Annotated in this window: 18 protein-coding genes; 15 read left to right on the top strand and 3 right to left on the bottom strand. The window is 35.8% G+C overall.

Annotation, left to right across the window (positions count from 1 at the left end):
- Positions 1 to 22: 22 nt before the first annotated feature.
- From coaW to MKX96_RS11030, 3 genes are all read left to right on the top strand, one after another.
- Positions 23 to 844 (top strand): type II pantothenate kinase, encoded by an 822-nt coding sequence (gene coaW, locus MKX96_RS11040; protein ID WP_169360135.1) that lies wholly within the window; start codon positions 23 to 25, stop codon positions 842 to 844.
- A gap of 164 nt (positions 845 to 1,008) precedes the next feature.
- Positions 1,009 to 1,209: a cold-shock protein gene (locus tag MKX96_RS11035; RefSeq protein WP_053589685.1), complete on the top strand. Its 201-nt coding sequence runs from the start codon at positions 1,009 to 1,011 to the stop codon at positions 1,207 to 1,209.
- Between the two features lie 102 nt (positions 1,210 to 1,311).
- Positions 1,312 to 1,827 carry an SRPBCC family protein gene (locus MKX96_RS11030; RefSeq protein WP_340883646.1) on the top strand — a complete coding sequence of 172 codons (516 nt, stop codon included), beginning with the start codon at positions 1,312 to 1,314 and terminating at the stop codon, positions 1,825 to 1,827.
- Positions 1,828 to 1,900: 73 nt separating this feature from the next.
- Here MKX96_RS11030 and MKX96_RS11025 read toward each other — a convergent pair whose 3' ends face one another.
- The gene (locus MKX96_RS11025; RefSeq protein WP_340883644.1) at positions 1,901 to 2,293 is read right to left on the bottom strand and encodes a reverse transcriptase-like protein; all 393 of its coding nucleotides are present in this window, start codon (positions 2,291 to 2,293) and stop codon (positions 1,901 to 1,903) included.
- A 90-nt stretch (positions 2,294 to 2,383) separates the two neighbouring features.
- Between MKX96_RS11025 and MKX96_RS11020 the strand changes: the two genes are divergently transcribed.
- Positions 2,384 to 2,566 carry a zinc-finger domain-containing protein gene (locus MKX96_RS11020; protein ID WP_340883643.1) on the top strand — a complete coding sequence of 61 codons (183 nt, stop codon included), beginning with the start codon at positions 2,384 to 2,386 and terminating at the stop codon, positions 2,564 to 2,566.
- Positions 2,567 to 2,603: 37 nt separating this feature from the next.
- Here the strand turns inward: MKX96_RS11020 and MKX96_RS11015 are convergent, their stop codons facing one another.
- The gene (locus tag MKX96_RS11015; protein WP_169360131.1) at positions 2,604 to 2,807 is read right to left on the bottom strand and encodes a cold-shock protein; all 204 of its coding nucleotides are present in this window, start codon (positions 2,805 to 2,807) and stop codon (positions 2,604 to 2,606) included.
- An 804-nt stretch (positions 2,808 to 3,611) separates the two neighbouring features.
- Here MKX96_RS11015 and MKX96_RS11010 point away from each other — a divergent pair.
- The 4 genes from MKX96_RS11010 to MKX96_RS10995 all read left to right on the top strand — a co-directional run bounded on the left by MKX96_RS11010 (position 3,612) and on the right by MKX96_RS10995 (position 7,793).
- On the top strand, positions 3,612 to 4,244 hold the full coding sequence (locus MKX96_RS11010; RefSeq protein WP_340883642.1) for an HD domain-containing protein: 633 nt from the start codon (positions 3,612 to 3,614) through the stop codon (positions 4,242 to 4,244).
- The gene (locus MKX96_RS11005; protein WP_340883640.1) at positions 4,241 to 6,121 is read left to right on the top strand and encodes an ABC-F family ATP-binding cassette domain-containing protein; all 1,881 of its coding nucleotides are present in this window, start codon (positions 4,241 to 4,243) and stop codon (positions 6,119 to 6,121) included. Before MKX96_RS11010 ends, MKX96_RS11005 begins: the two co-directional genes overlap by 4 nt.
- 25 nt (positions 6,122 to 6,146) lie before the next feature.
- Positions 6,147 to 7,259, top strand: coding sequence for a conserved virulence factor C family protein (locus tag MKX96_RS11000; RefSeq protein WP_340883639.1), 1,113 nt, complete (start codon positions 6,147 to 6,149; stop codon positions 7,257 to 7,259).
- Positions 7,260 to 7,508: 249 nt separating this feature from the next.
- On the top strand, positions 7,509 to 7,793 hold the full coding sequence (locus MKX96_RS10995) for a hypothetical protein (RefSeq protein WP_169360126.1): 285 nt from the start codon (positions 7,509 to 7,511) through the stop codon (positions 7,791 to 7,793).
- 64 nt (positions 7,794 to 7,857) lie between these two features.
- Here the strand turns inward: MKX96_RS10995 and MKX96_RS10990 are convergent, their stop codons facing one another.
- Positions 7,858 to 9,309, bottom strand: coding sequence for a UDP-N-acetylmuramoyl-L-alanyl-D-glutamate--2,6-diaminopimelate ligase (locus MKX96_RS10990; RefSeq protein WP_340883637.1), 1,452 nt, complete (start codon positions 9,307 to 9,309; stop codon positions 7,858 to 7,860).
- A 524-nt stretch (positions 9,310 to 9,833) separates the two neighbouring features.
- Here MKX96_RS10990 and MKX96_RS10985 point away from each other — a divergent pair.
- From MKX96_RS10985 to MKX96_RS10955, 7 genes are all read left to right on the top strand, one after another.
- Complete coding sequence (locus MKX96_RS10985) at positions 9,834 to 10,265, top strand: BrxA/BrxB family bacilliredoxin (RefSeq protein ID WP_340883636.1); 432 nt, start codon at positions 9,834 to 9,836, stop codon at positions 10,263 to 10,265.
- Positions 10,266 to 11,045: a class I SAM-dependent methyltransferase gene (locus MKX96_RS10980; protein ID WP_340883635.1), complete on the top strand. Its 780-nt coding sequence runs from the start codon at positions 10,266 to 10,268 to the stop codon at positions 11,043 to 11,045.
- A gap of 300 nt (positions 11,046 to 11,345) precedes the next feature.
- Complete coding sequence (locus tag MKX96_RS10975) at positions 11,346 to 11,921, top strand: YpjP family protein (protein WP_340883633.1); 576 nt, start codon at positions 11,346 to 11,348, stop codon at positions 11,919 to 11,921.
- Between the two features lie 39 nt (positions 11,922 to 11,960).
- Complete coding sequence (locus tag MKX96_RS10970) at positions 11,961 to 12,905, top strand: thymidylate synthase (protein WP_340883632.1); 945 nt, start codon at positions 11,961 to 11,963, stop codon at positions 12,903 to 12,905.
- A gap of 14 nt (positions 12,906 to 12,919) precedes the next feature.
- Complete coding sequence (locus MKX96_RS10965) at positions 12,920 to 13,411, top strand: dihydrofolate reductase (RefSeq protein ID WP_298467783.1); 492 nt, start codon at positions 12,920 to 12,922, stop codon at positions 13,409 to 13,411.
- Positions 13,404 to 14,147: a lysophospholipid acyltransferase family protein gene (locus tag MKX96_RS10960; RefSeq protein WP_340883631.1), complete on the top strand. Its 744-nt coding sequence runs from the start codon at positions 13,404 to 13,406 to the stop codon at positions 14,145 to 14,147. Before MKX96_RS10965 ends, MKX96_RS10960 begins: the two co-directional genes overlap by 8 nt.
- A 55-nt stretch (positions 14,148 to 14,202) precedes the next feature.
- Entirely contained in the window at positions 14,203 to 15,042 is an 840-nt protein-coding gene (locus MKX96_RS10955; RefSeq protein ID WP_298467788.1) for a DegV family protein, read from the top strand.
- Positions 15,043 to 15,122 lie beyond the last annotated feature (80 nt).

Below are 15,122 nucleotides of genomic sequence, written 5' to 3'. Positions count from 1 at the left end.
GTAATGTAAAAGGGGAAAAAGTATGACTACTAGAATTGGTATTGATGCAGGTGGAACTTTAACGAAAGTCGCTTACTGGAACGATGAAAATATAATGTCCTTTAAAAGTTTTCTATCCTCAGATTTTCAAAGTGTTAAAGAGTGGGTGGAAAGTAAGCATTCGTCAAGTTCTATCTGCCTTACTGGTGGTCGAGCAGAACAACTAAAAAAGATCCTTTTGTCAAAAGAGGATCTTCCTTATGTAGTTGAGTTTGATGCAACGATGAATGGTGTGATGCATCAAATGAAACAGGAAATCATTAATAGTAGCTCGGCAATCATTGCAAATATTGGTACAGGTACTTCAATACATATTATGCATGATAACTCGCATGCTCGAATTGGTGGAACTGGAGTAGGTGGGGGAACACTTTTAGGATTGGGAACGGCATTAACAGGTTTAACAGATTATAAGGAAATGATTCAGTTATCTTTAAATGGAAATAGATCGACAATAGATGTTTTAGTAAGTGATATTTATAAAGATAACAAATTACCAATAACTGGATCGCTTACTGCTAGTAATTTTGGTGGTGTTTCTTTAAAAAACGAAGAAACAAGAACAAAAGCAGATCTGATTGCAGGTATCCAGGGTATAATTGGTGAAGTTGTGGCAACATTATGTATACAAGCTGCAGATGCTCATGGTGTCGAGGACATAATTTATATAGGTTCTACACTAGAAGATAATATATTGCTTCAGGAAATTATTGAATCCTATACGATACTAAAAAAGAAAAATCCAATATTTTTAGAAAAACATGGGTATAGTGGAGCGATTGGTGCATTATTGGAAAACAATTAAAAAAGATTTTGGATAATTGTTGCATTATTAGGATAGGCGTGTTATATTTAAAGAGGATTATTTTTGTTCGGTTAGTTAGTAGGTGGCAACACTTTTACTTAACAGTGTTGAGCAAGGATAGTAACACAATGTATGCACAATTTGCATACGAGGAGGATACACACATGGAACAAGGTAAAGTAAAATGGTTTAACTCAGAAAAAGGATTCGGATTTATCGAACGCGAAGGCGGAGACGATGTATTCGTACATTTCTCAGCTATCCAAAGCGAAGGTTTCAAATCTCTTGACGAAGGTCAAGAAGTAACTTTTGAAATCGAGCAAGGCCAACGTGGTCTTCAAGCTACTAACGTAGTTAAAGCTTAATTTTAAACCTAAACTTTAACAGGCTCTCATTTCGAGGGTCTGTTTTTTTGTGTTATCATATATAGAAAGGTTCACATATTGATATGCAAGGGAGTAGTTTGGATGAAAAAGTGGAAGAAGGATATAATTATTAATGTGCCTATTGAATTTGCATGGCCTTATTTCTATGGGGACTTAGAGAAAAAGAAAGCAATTTTCCCTAAAATTATAGATGAAGAGGTTTTAAAGGAAACACATGAAGTGGAAGGTACAATAATCCGACAAGCATATAAAAACGGATCGATAGACGAATCTTATGACCTTACTATAAAAAAGTTCATCAACGAACCAAATCATAAGCTCGTACAAGAAGCCTTTATTTTAAACAACATGTTCCGTATGAAGGTGGATTACGAATTAAATTCAGTGGATGAAAACCAAACAAGGTTTACTTATCGATCTGTTAACAGACCAAGAAACCCCTTGTTGAGTCTATTTCAACTCTTCGGCAAAGATGATGTTATTATACGATTCATGAATCGCACAAAAACTAATATTGAGGAAGCGTATAACTCAAACGGAGTAGAACAAGACGTAATCGTAACACCAGGAGAGATTGAAACTGCACCTGAAAAGTAAAAAGAAATGCTTTCATAGTAAAGCCCAAAAAAAAACACCTCCACTCAAATATATTTGTTGGAGGTGTAGCTTGTTATGGTAAATTCTTTCGTACTGCTTCTCGTGCTAATGCATGTGCAGCTTTATTTTGATCATCAGAGATCCACTTTATAAAAAACATATCGAAGGTATCTGTTATAGCTAGTATTTTTTCTAATATGGCTGCAAACTCAGGGTTCTTAGCGTAGCGTTTTTCAACTGCTGCGAATACTATTTGTGAATCAGTCCTAATAGACACGATGGTAGGGGATAATTTCGATACTTCTTCCAAACCACGTTGTAAGGCGATAAATTCAGTAACGTGATTTGTTTGGTCTCCTATAAACTCACTAATTTTAATCTGGTGACCTTCTCCTTTGATAAAAATCCCAATACCACTAGGTCCTGGATTGCCAGTAGTGGAGCCATCAATATATAATTCAATCATTATTAATCATCCTTTAAGGTAATGTAAGGTAATTTTTCGAATAAATATAATTGTACTGTTGAATATGTCATACGGCAAGGAGTAGAAAAAATGAAGCATACACAAATTATAAATGAAATTGATCAGCTAATAGAAAATTATTGTAAAGGCTGTTTAGTGAAAAGTGAACTAAGAAAAGAAAAAGGCAAGACTAAAGCTCATCAGTTTTGTATTAAAGGCTGCACGGTTGGGGAAGAGATAAAAGAGGCAGGCAACAAATTATTTGGAAAATAAAAAAAGTCCCACGACCAGTTGCCGCGGGAAGAACTGTTTACTTCGATTTTATAACGTTTGCAGCCTGAGGTCCACGGTTTCCTTCAATGATCTCAAATGTTACTTCTTGACCTTCATCAAGTGATTTGAAACCTTCTCCTTGAATACCAGTAAAATGGACAAAAACATCTTCCCCATCATTGTACTCGATGAACCCATAACCCTTTTCGTTGTTAAACCATTTTACTTTCCCCTGTTGCATAACTGTTCCTCCCTTAATCCACAAAAAATTCTGTAAATGGATAAAATAAACTATACATGAAATAGATGCTACCGTCAATAAAATGTCGAATTATAGCTAAAATCTTATCAATTTTATGAGGTGAAAAAAGCTATAATTTAAAATATAATCCAACAAACTTAAGTATACCCAAATTAATGAAGAAATTCTCAATTTAAAATATGTAATGTGATTAGGTCTTTGGATAGGTAAATTAAATTATTATAATAAATTTTAGCTTTGTTAAAGTTATTGGTTGATTATGACTAACAATTCTTTTTTATAGTGACTGTAAACATAAACAAAAGAACTTTCAAATTGCTATTAAGAATAAATATAGATGATGAAATTGGGGTTGGTGACAGTTTTTCAGCTATGTTTATGTGAGTAAATTTGTTAGTGCTTTATCGATGTTAAAGCGGTTCCCATTTAATGATTGGAGCGCCAGATGGCGACTCATACGGGATGAGTGAGATAGATAAGACATCATAACCACGCGCGTAAGGATTGGTGATGGCTTATCGATCACCCCGAGGAAAGCGATCGGCTGGGGCGGAAATCAATTCTACTCTCTGATCTATGATTTCTTTGCGTCATAAATTCACCTCACCCTTTATAAATTTTAATCAATAAGAAAAGGCTAGCTAAAGAGAAAATATGATATCCACTTACAACAAGAGGGTACCTTCGAATGACTTTCAAAGGAAAAGACTGCACTATAGCGGTCTTTTTTTCTTTTTTTCGTTATAATGAATAGGATGACTCGTTTGAAGGAGGTATTTTAATATGAATGCTATTATCCTGTGTGAAAAGCTAGTTAAAGACATATACAACAAATTTGACGCCAGTCATGATTTTTTGCATATAGAAAGAGTGCGTAAAAATGCGCTGACCATTGCTTCTACGGAGATAAATATCGATTTAGAGATAATTGAATTAGCAGTTCTACTACACGATGTAAGCGATCCGAAATATTCGAACGAAGGGAAATTTATGGAGGATTACATCATTGAGCAACTTGAACTTACTGATGTATCAAAAGATAAAGTAAAAAAAATCATTCAATCTGTTTCCTTTAATGGAGGAAATGAGACAACCGCGGATACGATCGAGGCAAAGATTGTTAGAGACGCAGATCGGCTAGATGCTATTGGAGCCGTTGGAATAGCAAGAACGTTTGCATATGGTGGAGCAAAGGGTAGAAAATTATACGATGTATCTGAAACGCCGAGAGACAATATGTCCATCGAGGAATACCGTTCTAAACAAACAGCTTCCGTCACTCATTTCTATGAGAAGCTGTTGAAGCTGGCAGACGGAATGCAAACTAGAAAAGGCAAAGAGCTTGCTGCAGAAAGGCATGCCTTCATGGAATTATTTCTAGAAAACTTAAGAAAAGAAACAGGGGAATCTATATGAGTCATTTAATCATTTCTAATCTTACAAAAACAGTAGGTGAGAAAACGCTATTCGAAGATATTTCATTTACAATTAATAATCAAAATCGTGCAGGGTTAATCGGTATCAATGGTACAGGGAAATCGACCTTTTTATCGATTATTGCAGGACAGCTTGAGGCAGACTCTATTGATCGGGACCATCCGAACAAGTTTCGAATTGCCTACTTAGAACAGCAACCGGTATTTGAAAAAGAAGAAACGGTCCTTCAAACTGTATTTAGTGGAGATTCACCTATTCTGAAGATCAACAGAGAATATGAAGAAGCATTGCTCGCTTTAATGGCTAATTCCGATTCAACTGAATTACAAAATAGATTGATGGACTTACAGCAGAAAATGGATGAGCTACAAGCATGGGATGTAAATGCTTTAGCAAAAACAGCTTTAACTAAACTAGGGATTACGCAGTTTGAAGATTCAATTTTACATTTATCAGGTGGCCAACAAAAAAGAGTCGCGCTTGCAAAAGTGTTAATAGAGCCGGCTGATTTATTGCTATTAGATGAGCCTACTAACCATTTAGACAAAGAGTCAACAGATTGGCTGCAGGACATGCTGCAAAAAGTAGAAGGGGCCATTATCTTTGTTACACATGACCGTTACTTTTTAGACACAGTAGCCACTCATATTTATGAGCTTGCTGATAAAACGTTGTATACTCACACAGGTAATTATGCAGATTATCTGGAATCTAAAGCGATTCGTGAAGAGATGAACGCTGCATCTCAGCAAAAGCTACAAAATTTATATCGTAATGAGCTAAAATGGATTCGCAGAGGTGCAAAGGCTAGATCTACCAAGCAAAAGGCAAGAAAAGATCGTTTTGAAGAAATCGATTCACAACTGGACCGCGATAATTCTGCTTTAAATCTAGAGCTTGAAATGGCTACTACTAGGTTAGGGAAGCAGGTGTTAGAGGGTAAAAATATTTCTAAACGTTTTGATGCAAAAGTCATTGTAGATGATTTTTCGTTTATCCTACAGGCAGGAGATCGAGTTGGCATAGTGGGGCCAAATGGGGTTGGAAAGAGTACTTTACTGAAAATGCTAGCAGGCGAGATTCAGATGGACTCTGGAGAAGTAGTTGTTGGATCGACTGTAAAACAGATGCACTTCTCACAACAGCTTCCAAAACTAAATGAACAAATGAGAATGATTGAATATGTACGCGAATCCTCCAATCTAATAGAAGTAGGATCTGGAGAAAAATTCTCGGCTGCTCAAATGCTTGAACGGTTTTTATTTCCATTAAATACACATGGCACGCAAATAGGCAAGCTCTCCGGTGGGGAGAAAAAACGTTTAGTTCTATTAAAAATGTTAATGGAGCAGCCAAATGTTCTATTTTTAGATGAGCCAACAAATGACCTGGATATTCAGACCTTATCTGTTTTAGAGGACTTTATGGAATCTTTCCCTGGTGTAATTATTACTATTTCTCATGATCGTTTCTTCCTGGACCGTATTGCTAAAAAGCTTTGGATTCTAAACGGAGATGGCTTAGTTAGAGAATGGTTAGGAATTTATTCGGATTATTTGGAAGACCTTAAGGATACATCAAAAAAAGTAGTGGAAGTTAGGAAAGATAATGCACCCGTAAAAAGTACGAAGGAAAAGAAAAAGCTAACTTATAAAGAACAACGAGAATGGGATACAATCAGTGAGGATATTGAAAAAACAGAGAGGTTGATTGAAGAATTGGAGCAAAAGCTGTTAACTACAGGCTCTGATTTTACATCGTTACAGCAACTGACCGAACAATTAGATCAAGCAAACGAAGTATATGAGAAGCTAATAGAAAGATGGTCTTATTTAGAAGAGATCGTTTCGTCCTGATTTTATAATATTGGAGGTATAAGATATGAAAATATTGACGATAGAACCAACGCCAAGTCCGAATACGATGAAGGTAGTCGTTGACCAGGAGCTTCCTTTTGGGAAGAGTTATAACTATAAAAAGGATCATATAGAAGACGCACCAAGAGAAATACAACGTATATTTGATATCGAAGGAGTAAAAGGGGTATACCACGTTGCGGACTTTTTAGCGATTGAACGAATTGCAAAGTTTAGTTGGGAATCCATCTTAGCATCTATTGAAAATGTATTTGGCGGTGAAAATGAAGCGGAAACTGAAGAAAAGCCTTTAGATCATTATGGTGAAGTATATGTCCATGTACAATCATTCAAGGGAATCCCGCTTCAGGTGAAAGTATTTGATAGTGAATCAGAGTCAAGATTTGGTTTATCTGCCCGCTTTACCAAGGCTTTGGATGAAGCGATGGAGGGTGATAAAGAAAATTATATTATGCTTCGTAAATGGGTTGACTATGGTGTGCGATATGGTGATCAAAAGGAAATTGGTGAGCAGCTAGTAAAAGAATTAGAGGCAAGCTTTCCCCAAAGTAAGCTGGAGCAACTAATTGCAGACAAAGACAAAGCCGAGGATGATAGAAAGCCTATAAGAGTTCCGTTCACTTTGGAGGAATTTGAAATAAGTGAATGGGAGAAGAGGTTCCAATTACTTGATAACCTTATTAACCCACAGGTTGAAGATATCCCAGTTCTAGCAAAAGCAATACAGGATGAACAGGTTTCAATAAGAAGGCTTGCTACTGTATATCTTGGTCTTATTGAAGATGAAAAAGTCATTCCGTACTTAGAAATGGCACTGAAAGATAAGAGTGCATCGGTTCGACGTACTGCAGGAGATGCAATGAGTGATTTAGGATTTGTACAATTTTCAAAAGCAATGGAAGAGGCGCTGTTTGATAAAAACAAATTAGTTCGTTGGCGAGCAGCTATGTATTTCTATGAGGTGGGAGATATGGATGCATTACCAGCCTTAAAGAAAGCGATGGATGACAAGGAATATGAAGTTAAGCTTCAAATCCGTATGGCGATTGCCCGTATTGCAGAAGGGGAAGAAGCAAAGGGCTCCGTTTGGAAGCAAATGAGCGAGGCAAGAAAATGAGTAAAAGTGAAGAGTCTGGCGGATATCGCCAGCTCTTCTTTTTTAGTTAAATAGATTGAAAATTGTAATAACTGTCGTTTTAAATGTTTAACAGACTAAAATGTGGGGAATTTTATTGTATATAGCAGTTTTTTCTCGAACAAAATCGATTCATTAAAAAAGTAATATTAATTTGTAATGTTGTTGTGTAAATTCAGGAAAATAGGTGAATAATATAAGTAGAACATAAAGTCGAAACGAGGGATCAAAATGAGTAAAGACCAAGTGAAGAAAAAAGAATACAAATATCGGGAAAATACCCAAATCACATACTATTTTACAACCATTTTTCTGATCGCCGGTACTCTTTTAACCTTGTATCTGCTGACTTTTAAAGTAGAAAATATCAGCATATTCATTATTGTATTGTCTATTTTGGCTGGTGGCTTACCGGTAGGTTTTATCGGAGCGTTTATCGATTATAAAATGTCAGTATCAAAGGTAAAATATCGCACCAATTCATCTGTAAAAGAAAGCAGACCTGAGCATAATTAATGCAAGGTCTGTTTTCTTTTTATATAGACATTATTCAGAAATCACAGTTCAATAATAGAACTTTCTATAACAGGCTTTCTATTTCAGGTTTTGCTGAATGCTTGGTACTTAAAAGATAATTTAATGTGTCAATATCAGATTTAGTCGAGAGGGAATAGCTTTGTTTATATGCTTCATTACCTTTTCCAGTAATTACTATCCAATCTCCTGGTCCCGCTATTTCCCAAGCGTATTTAATAGCCTCTGTTCGATCAGGGTATATCACACACTTTTCATGTGCCCCTAAATTCTCAAGCTCGTTTATCATTTGTTCCGCAGGTACCCCATTGAGATCATCAAATGTTAGAATGCATCGGTCTGCATATTTTAATGACATTTCAATCATCCTTGCCCTTTTTTGTACATCTCGATTACCCCTAAAGCCAAAAACATGATAAATCATCCGTGCGTTCTGTGACTTTACGGTGTCTAAAATATAGTGAAACGCATTGGCGGTGTGCGCGTAATCTACGACAGCGGTCGCACTATTCGCAAGAGGAAATAACTGATAACGTCCTGGAATACCTTTGAAATTATTTAACGTTAGCTCAACACGTTTGGGATCTAACCCGAAATGAACGCTTGTAGCAAAGGCTGCAGCTGCATTATTAATATTGTGCTCGCCTTGCATTTGTGTTGTAAGAGAAAAAACCTTGCCAGTCTGTTGTTCGATAATTTTATCTATATCTATTGTATAAGTAGGAGAGCTTCCATTAATTTTAATAACTTCTCTTCCAAGTGAATTTACATATGTATTAAGCCTCTCACTCCAGTCATTACTAGAGAGAAGAATTGCTTTTCCATTGCTTTTTAAGTATGTAAACAACGATTGTTTAGCTAAATAGTATGATTCCATATCTTTATGGTAATCGAGGTGCTCGTGTTCTATATTTGTAAAAATACAATAATCAAATTCAAGTCCTTCTACGCGTTGTTGCACTAGACCATGGGAAGAAACTTCCATAATAATTACTTGGTCCTTGCTCTTTGCAGCAAGTTCATGGAAAGTCAGAGGATCTAATGTCGTATGAGTAGAAGAATATTCTTCGTTGTTAATAATAATAGAAATACTCCCGAATACAGCACAGGAGATTCCTTGGCTCTCAAGTATATGCTTCAACATATAAGAAGTAGTAGTTTTACCGTTTGTTCCAGTAATTCCAATTATTGTTTTGTTATTCGTTGGATTTTTGTAAAATGTTCTAGCAAGAAAGGCTAATGCTTTTCTCGCATCTTTTACTTGAAAGTATGGAACCTCATTTAAGAATAGTTCCTGTTCACCGACCACGGCAATAGCCCCGTTCGTAAGAGCATCCTCAATATACGTATGTCCATCTGAATGAGTCCCTGAAATAGCGACGAACAAATAACCTTCTTTAATGTTTTTAGAATTAAAAGCAATCCCGTTTACTTGAATATTCTGTGTCTTTAGAGTTGGAATAATCTCGACTGAAGATAATAGTTCATTTAGTTTCATAATTTATTTCGCCCCTCATCTAGTTGGTTTGAATTACGAGGTAGCAGATCCATCGTAAGGTTCTAAAATGTATACAAAATCATTAGACTTATTTTGAACGGATACGAGTAAGTTTATGCTAATACTTAGTCATCCATATAGATGAGCAAATGTTGAAAAATGTCAAAAAAAGTCGATATACATTCATTTTAATAGTAACATAGTTAATTTTCTTTCACTAAATAAAAGTATTTCAGTATTCTAAAATAATTCTATTTTCCCTATTTAAAGAGAAACAAGATTATTTAATGCTATGTAGCAGCTATTTAGATTCGTACGAATGAACTGGCTCTTATTATTTTCTTTGCTCTATTTCGAAAACCTGAGAAAATAAATGGATTTAAGGGAAATATAGCACAAGACTATCAAGAGGTTAATGTACTATAAGTAAAAATGAGTGAAAAAAAACTTAAACAAAAGTAGAATAGAAAATAGAATACCTTTTAAGAATGGGTAATTGAACATACGTGAAAGTGGGCGAAGAGATGAACGCATATGATGAATATATGAAGCAAGTAGTTAAACCAATGAGAAGTGAGCTGACGAATGCTGGTTTTAAAGAGCTGACTACACCTGATCAAGTGCATGAGCATATGAAAGAAGAAGGTGTGTCATTAATAGTGATTAACTCGGTATGTGGTTGTGCAGCGGGGCTCGCAAGACCTGCTGTTACTGAAGCGATTGGCGAATTACCAAAGAAACCAAATCATCTTGTTACTGTTTTTGCAGGACAAGATCAAGAGGCGACTGCTACTATGAGAGATTATTTTAGTGAAGTCCCACCAAGTTCACCTTCCATTGCTATATGGAAGGATGGAGAATTAGCTTATTTTATCCCTAGAGAGCAAATTGAAAGTAACTCTATGGAAACAATCAAAGACCACCTGACAGGTGTTCTCACTGACATAATTGCTTAAATGAAAACAGTTATAACGACTGCTGGAAGAACGAATCCCGAATATACTCGGGTAGCAAAAGATATAGCTGCTGATTTATGTATAAACTTCATAGACCGAAAGAAAAAGTCAGTGGAAAAAATACAAAACGAGCAGTTAGCGGATGTTTTAGTAGTTGGTAAGGAAAGGCTGGAGTTTTTTGCATATGGTTCCACCACTCCTTTTTTCTTTCACCCAAATTCTGCAGCCTTTCGTTTAAAAAGGCTGTTAAAAGCGGAAAAAGACCCTTTTCTTGAAGCAACAGGCTTAAAGTTGGGGGATAGGTTTTTAGATACTACAGCTGGTTTATGTTCTGATAGCTTAATTGCTGCTTATACAGTAGGAAATCCAGGAAAAGTAGTTGCACTAGAGAAGGAAAAGATGGTTGCATATATTATTAATCGAGGATTAAAAAGCTATGAAACGGAATTTAGTGAATTAGAAAATTCCATGCGAAGAATTCAAGTGATTCATAAAGATGCAGTAGACTATTTAAAAACGGTAAAGGATAACTCATTTGACGTTGTGTATATGGATCCAATGTTTGAAGAGGAAATTGCCGAGTCTAATAATTTTCAAGCCCTTAGAGAAATAGGGGCTATTGGAACTCTGTATACAGAGTGGGTCGAGCAAGCGAAGCGAGTTGCCAAAAAACGAGTTGTTTTAAAGGCGCATTTCCGCTCTCCTATGTTTGAGGATTTTGGTTTTACCCGACTGACAAGACTAAGTTCTAAGTTCCATTACGGAATAATTGAAGTATAAAACAAAGAGGGAAGTGACTATACAAGTCGCTTCCCTCTTTGTTTTAGAATAATGAACTATTTACTTTTAAATCAGTGCGTGAAGTTTAAAGAAGTTAAATAACCTAATAAAAATAAAAATCCGATTCCAATGATAATATCTGTGCTCATAAGAATTTCCTCCTTAGTTTAAAAAACTACTGATTGTTTACCCTTTTTATTGTACAATGAATACTAGGAAGATGAAACCTTTTGTTCTCGATTTCGTATATGTTTATAATATTGCTTTTACTAAATTGTACATAATTGAAGGTGATTAAACATGAAAAAATGGTTCCAAAAATCGATTATTATTACTGTGGCATTTCTAACATTTGGACTGATTTCACCTAACCATGTTATTTGGGAGCAACTGTTAGAGAGCAAAGTGCCGATGAAGTCGGTCTCTGCAGAGAAGCATACGGTAGAGTATGACCAGGTTAGTCTTAAAGAATCCATTGATTACAGTGAAAAGATTACTCTGGCCGCTAAAGAACAAGCTTACATTAAGTTTGGTGCGAGAATTGGCCCTGTTATTCAAAATGAGTTTGATGAAGTTATTTTCCCTAGAATTCAAGAGGCAATTAATACAACATTGGTTTCTGTTGATGACCAAAAAGCAGCTAATCTAGCAATAACAGAACAGCCTTCTGGAGAATATTACGAAAAAATATTCCATATTTTTGATGAAACTACAAAAAAAGATTTGATGCGTTTTCATGTAAGAACAGATAAAAAACCGCTAGATGGTTACTACTTTAATTTTCATTATCACCTAGCAGAGGATAAATATTCAAAGCATTATGCTTTAGGTGAAATTTATTGGTCTAAGAACACCCCACCTAAATGGCTCTCCTAGATGAGAGCTTTTTTGCTATAAAAGGAAAGGAGCAAGCAAATGCAACAATACTTAGATTTATGTAAGCACATTATGGAACATGGGATTGAAAAAGGTGATCGAACAGGAACGGGAACAAAAAGTGTTTTTGGTTATCAAATGCGTTTTGACCTTTCAAAAGGATTTCCTCTTATGACTACTAAAAAAACTGCTTTTCGCTTGATAGTAAGTGAATTATTGTGGTTTTTAAAGGGAGATACCAACGTTAAAACCTTGATTAAGGCCAATAACCATATTTGGGATGAATGGGCATTTGAAAAGTGGGTAAATAGTGATACATATAATGGTCCAGATATGACAAACTTTGGTGTACGAGCTTCGAAGGATCCTGAATTTAAGGCTTTGGTGGATCAACAAATGAAGGTTTTCTGTGACAACATTCTATCTGATGAGTCTTTCGCAGAAGAATTTGGAGACCTTGGTCCTGTCTATGGTAGACAATGGCGCTCATGGCCTGGCAAAAACGGTGAAACGATTGATCAGCTTGCGAATTTGATCGATGGATTACAAAAGAACCCTGATTCCAGACGACATATCATTACTGCTTGGAATCCATCTGAGGTCGATGATATGGCATTACCGCCCTGTCACACTTTTATGCAATTCTATGTAGCGAACGGAAAATTGTCTTGTCAACTCTATCAGCGAAGTGCTGATGTTTTTTTAGGAGTGCCTTTTAATATAGCTTCCTATGCTTTACTTGTTCATTTAATAGCAAAAGAATGTAAGTTAGAAGTTGGAGATTTCGTACATACTTTAGGTGATGCTCATATTTATTTGAATCACTTTGAACAGGTTGAAACACAATTATCGCGAACACCGCGTGCTTTACCGACATTAGTCTTAAATGAAGAAAAAGCTTCCATCTTTGATTTTGAAATCGAAGACATTTCTATAGAAGGCTATGATCCGCATCCCAAAATCAAAGCACCAATTGCTGTATAAAGGAGAGAATAATGATGATATCACTAATCGTAGCACATGATCCAAACCGAGTAATTGGCTATAACAAAGACTTGCCTTGGCATATACCTGGTGATTTAGCATATTTCAAAGAAAAAACAATGAGTAAGGCAATGGTTATGGGACGGAATACATATGAATCGATTGGGAAAGTATTACCAGGTAGAAAAAGTATAATTGTTACTAGAAACTCCTCTTATAAAGTCGAGGGAGCAGAGGTAGTAAACAATTTAGTGGATGCAATCGAATTGGCGAAGAGTCACCACGACGAGGTTATGGTAATTGGAGGAGAGCAGATTTTTAGAGCAATCCTACCAAAGGCGGACAGACTATATATCACCTTCATTCAACAAACATTCAAAGGCGATACTTACTTCCCACCATACAGCTCCGATGAATGGGTGCTTACTGAAAAGTCTGAAGAAATGAAGACATCTGACGGAATAACTTACGTATATTTGGTTTACGATAGAAAGGTTAGTGAGTAAGTTGTTTTCTTCTTTAAGAACTTTTGGGTTTTTGTTTGGCTATTTACCAATAAGCATTCCAAAACTAAACAAAATTAAGTCTAAAAAAGGGTTACTATCAGTAGAGCAATATGACTTGCTTGTCCACGAAGTACCACAAAAATGGGCCAGTGGTGTTCTTAAAAGAACAAAAAGCGAATTCACTGTAGAAGGATTGGAAAACCTCCCAGAGGGCCCGGTTTTATTCGTAAGCAATCATGAAGGAAACTTTGATATTCCTACTCTTTTAACACACATACCAAAACCTTTTGGCTTTATTTCTAAAATAGAGATAAAAAAGGTCCCACTAGTAGCTAAATGGATGGAAGAAATGAATTGTGTGTTTTTAGACCGGACAAACCGAAAAAGTAGTTATCGATCAATTCAGGATACAGTATCACATTTACAAAACGGTCATTCTATTTTAATGTTTCCGGAGGGAACTAGAAGTAAGGGACAGGGGATAGGAGCCTTCAAATCGGGATTTGTCCGTATTGCTAAAGACGCAGATGTTCCTATTGTTCCTATCGCGATTCATGGAACCTCTAATATTATGGAGAAAAATAATAATAAAATTAGTCCAGCACATGTTCAAATTAGTATCCTTCCTTCATATAGTAAAGAAACGATTCAAGTAAGTAATTCAGAACAAATAAAAGAAGACTTACATATAATTATTGCAAATAAAATTAATGAGCTTCAAAGCAGGCATAAATAGTTTACAGATTAACATCTTTCTTCTTATAATATACTTAGGAAGGAAGGGATATACAGTGCCAAAGGTTCATATAGTTACAGACTCTACAGCTGATTTAACTAAAGAGATAATTGAAAAGTATAATATACATGTAGTACCTTTGACGATTCAGATTGATGGGGAGTCATATATTGATGGGGTTAATATTCAACCAGAGGAATTTTTAGAAAAGATGAGTACTTCTAAAGAACTTCCTAAGTCCTCCCAGCCTGCAGTAGGGGTGTTCAAAGAGCTATACGATAGACTTGGTAAGAATGGAGATCAAGTTATCTCAATACATATGACCGGTGGTATGAGTGGTACTGTCAAATCTGCTCAAACAGCTGCTGACCTGACAGATTCTGATGTGACTGTTATTGACTCCAAGTTTATCTCCTTTGCTTTATATTTCCAGGTGGAAGAAGCTGCTAAAATGGCTGTTAATGGAGCTACAAAAGATGCAATTGTTGAGAAGGTATTAGACATATGCACTAAAACAGATCTATATGTAGTAGTAGATACTTTGGATAATTTAGTGAAAGGTGGACGTATTGGAAAGGGAAAAGCAATGATTGGATCTTTACTTTCTATTAAACCCATTGCGAGCCTTGCGAATGGAGTTTATACTCCTGTGGCAAAAGCTAGAAGTCATAAGCAAGTAGTCAACTATTTGTTTAAACAGTTTATGGAAGACACTAAAGGTAAAGTTGTAAAAGCGGTAGGTATTTCTCATGCTAATGGATTGTCTATGGCTACACCCTTAATGGAATTAATAAAAGACTCGGGTTTCAAAGATATTCAAGTGTCCTTTACTTCCCCGGTGATTAGTACGCATACTGGTCCAGGTGCCATTGGATTTATGTATATGACAGAATAATGCCAAAGCAGGGAAGATCAAATTTTCCCTGCTTTTATTTATAGTTTTACATCATCTTGTATATAAATGGAGTTAAATAA

Origin of the sequence: Psychrobacillus sp. FSL W7-1493 (genome assembly GCF_038004905.1) — a bacterium.
Taxonomy (GTDB): Bacteria; Bacillota; Bacilli; order Bacillales_A; family Planococcaceae; genus Psychrobacillus.
The sequence above is the reverse complement of the archived record's forward strand: the minus strand, read 5'-3'. Positions and strand labels throughout refer to the sequence as shown.